This window comes from Methanomicrobium sp., assembly GCF_055145805.1.
Genome location: NZ_JBSREC010000036.1, coordinates 1 through 6494, shown reverse-complemented (window position 1 = coordinate 6494; position 6494 = coordinate 1). Strand labels below are relative to the sequence as shown.

At 36.8% G+C, this 6494-nt stretch carries 9 protein-coding genes; 4 read left to right on the top strand and 5 right to left on the bottom strand.

Annotation, left to right across the window (positions count from 1 at the left end; translation table 11 throughout):
- From ACTB1O_RS02655 to ACTB1O_RS02645, 3 genes are all read right to left on the bottom strand, one after another.
- Window positions 1–561, bottom strand: a 561-nt coding sequence (locus ACTB1O_RS02655; protein WP_462993588.1) for a hypothetical protein, incomplete at its 3' end; no start/stop codon positions are given.
- A 31-nt stretch (window positions 562–592) separates the two neighbouring features.
- The gene (locus ACTB1O_RS02650; protein ID WP_462993587.1) at window positions 593–1114 is read right to left on the bottom strand and encodes a ferredoxin-thioredoxin reductase catalytic domain-containing protein; all 522 of its coding nucleotides are present in this window, start codon (window positions 1112–1114) and stop codon (window positions 593–595) included.
- The gene (locus ACTB1O_RS02645; RefSeq protein WP_462993586.1) at window positions 1111–1398 is read right to left on the bottom strand and encodes a glutaredoxin family protein; all 288 of its coding nucleotides are present in this window, start codon (window positions 1396–1398) and stop codon (window positions 1111–1113) included. Before ACTB1O_RS02645 ends, ACTB1O_RS02650 begins: the two co-directional genes overlap by 4 nt.
- A gap of 191 nt (window positions 1399–1589) precedes the next feature.
- On the opposite strand from ACTB1O_RS02645, the gene ftsA reads away from it, so the two are divergent.
- Both ftsA and ACTB1O_RS02635 read left to right on the top strand, forming a co-directional pair.
- Complete coding sequence (ftsA, locus tag ACTB1O_RS02640; protein WP_462993585.1) at window positions 1590–2936, top strand: coenzyme F390 synthetase; 1347 nt, start codon at window positions 1590–1592, stop codon at window positions 2934–2936.
- 77 nt (window positions 2937–3013) lie between these two features.
- On the top strand, window positions 3014–3931 hold the full coding sequence (locus ACTB1O_RS02635) for an aldolase (RefSeq protein ID WP_462993584.1): 918 nt from the start codon (window positions 3014–3016) through the stop codon (window positions 3929–3931).
- Between the two features lie 42 nt (window positions 3932–3973).
- On the opposite strand, the gene ACTB1O_RS02630 is transcribed toward ACTB1O_RS02635, so the two are convergent.
- Complete coding sequence (locus ACTB1O_RS02630; protein WP_462993583.1) at window positions 3974–4537, bottom strand: lamin tail domain-containing protein; 564 nt, start codon at window positions 4535–4537, stop codon at window positions 3974–3976.
- Window positions 4538–4688: 151 nt separating this feature from the next.
- On the opposite strand from ACTB1O_RS02630, the gene yidD reads away from it, so the two are divergent.
- On the top strand, window positions 4689–4946 hold the full coding sequence (gene yidD / locus ACTB1O_RS02625) for a membrane protein insertion efficiency factor YidD (RefSeq protein ID WP_462993582.1): 258 nt from the start codon (window positions 4689–4691) through the stop codon (window positions 4944–4946).
- A 6-nt stretch (window positions 4947–4952) separates the two neighbouring features.
- On the opposite strand, the gene xth is transcribed toward yidD, so the two are convergent.
- Entirely contained in the window at window positions 4953–5726 is a 774-nt protein-coding gene (gene xth / locus ACTB1O_RS02620) for an exodeoxyribonuclease III (RefSeq protein WP_462993581.1), read from the bottom strand.
- 139 nt (window positions 5727–5865) lie between these two features.
- Between xth and ACTB1O_RS02615 the strand changes: the two genes are divergently transcribed.
- Window positions 5866–6471: a phosphoribosylanthranilate isomerase gene (locus ACTB1O_RS02615; protein ID WP_462993580.1), complete on the top strand. Its 606-nt coding sequence runs from the start codon at window positions 5866–5868 to the stop codon at window positions 6469–6471.
- Window positions 6472–6494: the final 23 nt, after the last annotated feature.

Here is a 6494-nt window from a genome sequence, read left to right as displayed (position 1 = left end):
TACTGCAATTCCTGTACAATCAAATGAAGACGGGATGACAGGGACATTTTTGATATCATAAACATCGCCATATCCGAGAGTTATGTGAGGTGAAAAGTTGTCTCCTGTTGAGTTTTTCAGATAACCTGATGAATAATTCAGTGTAAATTCAGTAATTTTTTGATTATCAGGATATACCATATCTGACGTTATTTTGCCTGAATCATAAGATAAAAGCAGATCTTTAATTTCTTCCTGTAAATCTGTGATACAGTCATCTTTTATTATGTCTATTCCTGAAACAACTTCATTTTCTGAGGTTTTAACTGCTGCAAGTCCTTTGTATTCTGCTCTGTAAGGAAGATATTTTTTTGCTATAACTGCCAGTTCATCATAAAATTCCACTATATATGCTGTGTTTAAAGTACCCATTGCAACAGATATGTGTGGAATGCAGCTATTTTCATCTAAAACAAGAGTATTGCTTCCTGAAAGCTCATTTAACATCCGGTTTATTTTCAGAGCCTTATCTATTATCTCGGGAGGTGGCAAAAGAACAATATCAATAGCAGTTTTTTTCATATTTACAGGTGATTTTTGGCTTTTAAAATATTTAGAGATATTTTTCAAATCTTTCCGAACCGGCTTTACATATAGGACATTTTTCCGGAGGTTTTTCTCTTGCACAGAGATAACCGCAGACTTTGCATCTTAATATCGGATATCTCCGATTTGGAATAAACCCTGCTCTGTTATCTGAATCTGCATCTTTAATTTCAGCTTCCTTTTCATCTGATCTTCTGTCAGGTATTGGCTCTGCAGTTTTTTTCCCAAAAAAGACATCGTCAGAGACATAAAGGGCACAGTAGCAGCATCCGAAATCCAAAAGATCAGAATCCCTGTAATCACAGGGGCAGATAATATCCAGATTATCCTCTTTATTTCCAATTGTAAGTCTGCAGGGGCAGGATTCAAATCCGTATCTGTTTTTGTTTGTCAAAATTCCCTTTATCAGGTCTTTTGTAAATTCTTCGTTTTGATTCAGATGATAACCTGACTTTTCTGCATCATCTCTCATCTGTATCATTTTTCTTTCAATGGCTGCATCATCAGTATTATCTGCGGAATTTGTCATTTTAACCCCAGTGCTTTTTTTATTTCATCAATTCTGGAACCTACAATTACATCTTTTTCGTCTATTAAAAGTGTTGGAAAAGAGCCGCGGGGATTATATTTTTTCATTTCTGAATAAATTTCTTCAAGTTCGTTCTCACTTAGAAGATCTACAAAAATATAGTCATACGAGACTTTTGATTCGCTTAAGAATTCCTTTGTTTTCTTGCAGTGACCGCAGGTACTGAGTGCATAAAGTTTAATATTCCGTATTTTTTCACCCGGTACATGATTCCATTCTGCCATGCTGAGTCATATTAATTTCATTCATTATAATAGCGACCATTTATCAGCAGTTTAATTTAATACAATTATTAAACTGTGCCAAAAATTATAAACGGATATAATTCTCAGGTAATCTTTACTGCAAAGCAATGCAGAATCCTAATAAATCAGTTGTCCTTTCGGATGCAGAAAAAATATGATGTGAGATGATTATGGATTATTTTAACACTGATATTGAAAAAATGCAGAGATCCGAGCTTGATGCACTTATTGATGAAAGGGTCAGGTACACTGTAAATTATGCTGCAAAAAATTCTCCTTTCTATAAAAAATGGTTTAAACAAAACCATATAACTCCTGCAGAAATTCGTGAACATGAGGATCTAAGGGAACTTCCAATAATTTCAGGAAAAACCATCCGGCAAAATCAGCCCCCTGTCACTAATAAATTTATGTTCAAAAGTGTTCCCTGTCCTGATGTATATACAATACATGAAACCAGCGGGACAAGCGGCGTTCCAAAAAGTTTTTTTTTGACATGGGATGACTGGAGACGATATGCCGAAAAATATGCACGAATCTTTGTCTCCCAGGGACTTTCAAAAGGTGACAGAATGGCGGTATGTGCATCATACGGTATGAACATCGGTGCAAATACGATGACTGTTGCGGCTCATAAAATTGGATTTACAGTGATCCCTGAAGGCAAATGTTCCTTTCAGGTAAGGGTCATTAAAAGTTACCGGCCAACAGCCATTGTTGGCAGTGTTTTCAAACTGCTTCATCTTGCCCAAAGACTGGAGGATGCCGGGATAAAACCGCATGAGTCCGGAATTAACAAACTTATTGTGGGAGGTGAGAGTTTTGCGAAAGAATCCAGAGAGTATCTTGATGAAATATGGGGTGTTGATGTATGCAACACTTATGGAAGTACTGAAGGTACAATGTGTGGGGAATGCAGCAAAAGACTGGGCCTTCATGTAGCAGAAGATCTCATTCACATGGACCTTTACGACAATACAATGAATAATTTTGTGAAGGACGGAGATGAGGGGAGAATAGTCCTTACAACTCTTCTCCCCCCCGGAGAAAAAGCCGGAACAATTCTCATTAATTATGATACAGAGGATTTAACAAGGGTTTTGTCAAGAGATACGTGCCAGTGCGGGCGTACTCATATGCGGATTGAAAATCCCCGGCGTGAATCTGAAACAGTATATGTTGGAGATACTTCTCTCAACCGGGTAGATATAGAGGCCGGCGTTTTTCAAAGAGAAAATATGGATTATCTGACAGGAGATTATGAAGCATTTCTTTATGGCGGCAAAGATGATAATGAAAACATTCTGAGAGTGAGTATGGAATGCAGAAATATTCTGACCTGCAACAAAAAAGCAGTTGAAAATAATTTTACAGAATCCTTATTAAAAAACAGATCTGCGCTTTCCAGCGAATATGCCGAAGGAAACTTCCGTTTGTTATTTAATTTTATAAAAAAAGGGGAGCTCGAATTCCAGAAAATTAAAGGAAGACCCAAAAGGCTTGTTGACAGAAGATAGTAATAAAATAATATTTTTAAAAAAAAGTCCGGGACAAATCCGGCAAACTTTATTATTTGGCAAATCCACGAATATGTATGTCTGTTGTATATGATATTGAAGTCCCGGCCGATATACCGGAAGGTGTAAAAGCGACATATATTGAAAATTATCAGATGATTACCCATGGAAGCGGACGACTGATGCTTTTTGCGGGGGATCAGAAAGTCGAGCATTTAAATGATGATTTTTATGGGGAAAATATTCACCCCGATGATTCTGATCCTGAACATCTCTTTAGAATTGCAAAGGGAAGCAGAATTGGTGTTTTTGCAACACAGCTTGGATTAATCTCCAGATATGGTAAAAGTTACAGTGATGTGCCCTATCTTGTAAAATTAAATTCAAAAACACATCTGGTAAAGACTGCGCAAAAGGATCCCTTAAGCCGTCAGTTACATTCAGTCAGTCAGGTTGTAAAATTCCGCAACCAGAGCGGACTTAAAATTGCAGGAGTAGGTTTTACAATATACCTGGGAAGTGAGTATGAAGACATAATGCTTTCAGAGGCCGCCAATATTATCTGGGAAGCACATCAGGAAGGCCTTTTGGTTGTATTATGGATCTATCCACGTGGAAAAGCAGTTGGTGATGAGAAAGACCCGCATCTTATCGCAGGAGCAGCAGGGGCTGCAGCAACGCTTGGAGCTGATTTTGTAAAAGTAAATTCACCAAAAAAAGAAGGATTTGATTCGGCAGAACTTTTAAAAGAGGCATCCACAGCCGCCGGAAGGACCAGACTTGTATGTGCGGGCGGTTCCAGTGTATCAGGGGAGAAGTTCTTAAAGCAGTTATATGATCAGATACACATCGGAGGGGCATCCGGGAATGCAACCGGAAGAAATATTCATCAGAAATCATTCTCTGAAGCGACAAGGATGTGCAATGCGATTTCAGCTATTACAATAGATAATTCTGATGTCAAAACCGCATTAAAGATTTATAATGGTGAATAAAAAAAATATTTTTTTCCAGGTTTTTATTTTTATTTTTTATTTTTATTTCTGTTCATCTTTATCGATTTCTTTTCCGGTGTTATCATATAACAATGCCTGATCTCCTGTATCATCCCATACATCGTCTGTTGTCCAGATAATAACCCCTTTATGATCTGATTTATTCTCTGCATCAGCTCCGGAATATATGGTAATTGTCTGCTGCGGTTTTAAGAAGACCGCCGGCAATGTGAATATATGTTCCCCGCTTTTATCTGCAACTTTCCAGCCTGAAAGATTCACAGGTTCAGTGCCATAATTTTTTAGCTGAATATATTCATCTGTTGTATTCAGAGAAGTAATTTTGACAGGTGATTTCTGTACAATCATCCCTGATCTCTCTGAGATATTGGTATTCAGAATTGAACTGACTGATTTATTATTAATTTCTGTTTCTGAAATATTAACTGATATTTTTTCCTTCTCATTAAGTGAGCCACTGTATATTATGACTCCGGAAATCAGAGCAATAAAAAAAGTTACCAGTATAATTGTGACAATAATCTTTCCTGCTGTTTCGTCAATATATGTACGACAACCTTCCCCGCAACCGCTTTTATCAGACATCTGTTTTTGATAATAGCTTATAAAACGTTTAAATATTTTGATATTAAAGGAAGATTTTTAATTTCACTGAATGAATATTGACAAAAATAAATTATTGAATGAGGAGTATTTTGACAGAATCATATATTTTCAATAAATTTATGTAAAAAAAGTGAGATCACAGATGGATGCCGGTAAAAATATTCCTGTTCTCCTGTCCATATATCTGATAAAAAAGATATGGCATGGAAATGTGGGCAGGAAAATAAATAAAAAGCATAATATCAGCTGCAGGTATATTCCGTCCTGTTCGGATTACGCAATTATGGCCCTTTCAAAATATGGATTCTGGAAAGGATGGAGAATGTCATACAAAAGGATCATGAGATGTACATCAAAAGTTGCCAAAGGTACAGAGGATTATCCCTGATTATTATCAGAGATCAATCTCCAGCATAACGGGACAGTGATCAGATCCGTAGATGTGTGACATGATAGCTGCATTTCGTATATTTTCTTTCATCTCATCATTTGCAAAGAAATAGTCTATTCTCCATCCCACATTTCTGTCCCGTGCCCTTGTTTTTAAATCCCACCATGAATAATACCCTGGTTCTTTTGTAAAAATTCTGAATGTGTCAACAAATCCTGCATCAAGAAGACTGTCTATCCATTCTCTTTCAACTGGTAAAAATCCTGAAACCTTTGAATTTTCTTTTGGTCTAAAAAGATCTATTTCCTTATGGGCAGTATTCACATCTCCACAAATTATGACGTTTTCACCGTCTTTATGCAATTTATCAACCTGAATCAGGCACTCGTCATAAAATTTCATCTTATAATCCAGACGCTCTTTGGAAGCCTTTCCGTTTGGAAAATATATATTAAACAGGTAAAAGTCCGGATATTTAAGGATCAGAATTCGACCTTCACTGTCAAATTCAGGAATTCCAAATCCTGTTTTAACAAAAAGAGGCTCCTGTTTTGTATAGACAGCAACTCCGCTGTATCCTTTTTTTTCAGCAGATGAGAAATATGAATAATATCCTTTTGGATGTCGTATTGTGGAATTTAACTGATCCTCATTTGCTTTTGTCTCCTGAATGCACAAAATATCAGGAGATTCTGATGATATGAAGTCTAAAAATCCTTTCTTTGCAGCGGCCCGGATTCCATTTACATTCCATGAGATTAATTTTTTAACAGCCATTTTTAATTATCTCAGTTTTGATTAATTAAATGTGCATGAAAATGAGATTTTTGACAGGCAGACAAAGGTAAATACATCCGAAGAATAATTATCCTGATATACAATAATTAATGGAAGGACAATTAAAGGAGATACGAATTTGCGTGTAAAAATATGTGGTGTCACAACGGTTGAGGATGCCAGGTTTATTGAGGGTGCCGGTGCTGATGCAGTCGGTGTTGTAATATCTGAAGAATCAAAACGCAATGTAACCTTAAAAAAAGCAGAAGAGATATTTGAAGCTCTCGGGCCTTTCATCTCCAAAGTTGTTGTGACACATACTAAATCAGAAGATGAACTTAATGAGATATTATCTTTAAACCCGACCGCAATACAGATTTCAACAGGGCTTAAGATTCCTGAGACTTTTTGCGGCCAGGTGATAAGGGTGGCTGATAAAAAGTCGCGGATACCAAAAGAGTGTGACGCAGTAATAGTTGATGAAAGCCGTGGTGAGGGAAGACCATATAATCTTAATTTTGCAAAAGAGATAATAAGTGACTCAAATGTGCCTGTAATTCTTGCAGGGGGTCTGAATTCCGGAAATGTCGGCAGAGCGATAGAGGAGGTAAAACCCTATGCAGTTGATGTATGTTCAGGTGTCGAGGAAAAACCCGGATTGAAAAACAGATTTGAAGTGCTGGAATTCTTAAGGGCATGTGGGAAAATACCCGGACTCAGGTTAAAAGAAAAATATATTAGTTAATATTAATATCAACTCCCTTCGCC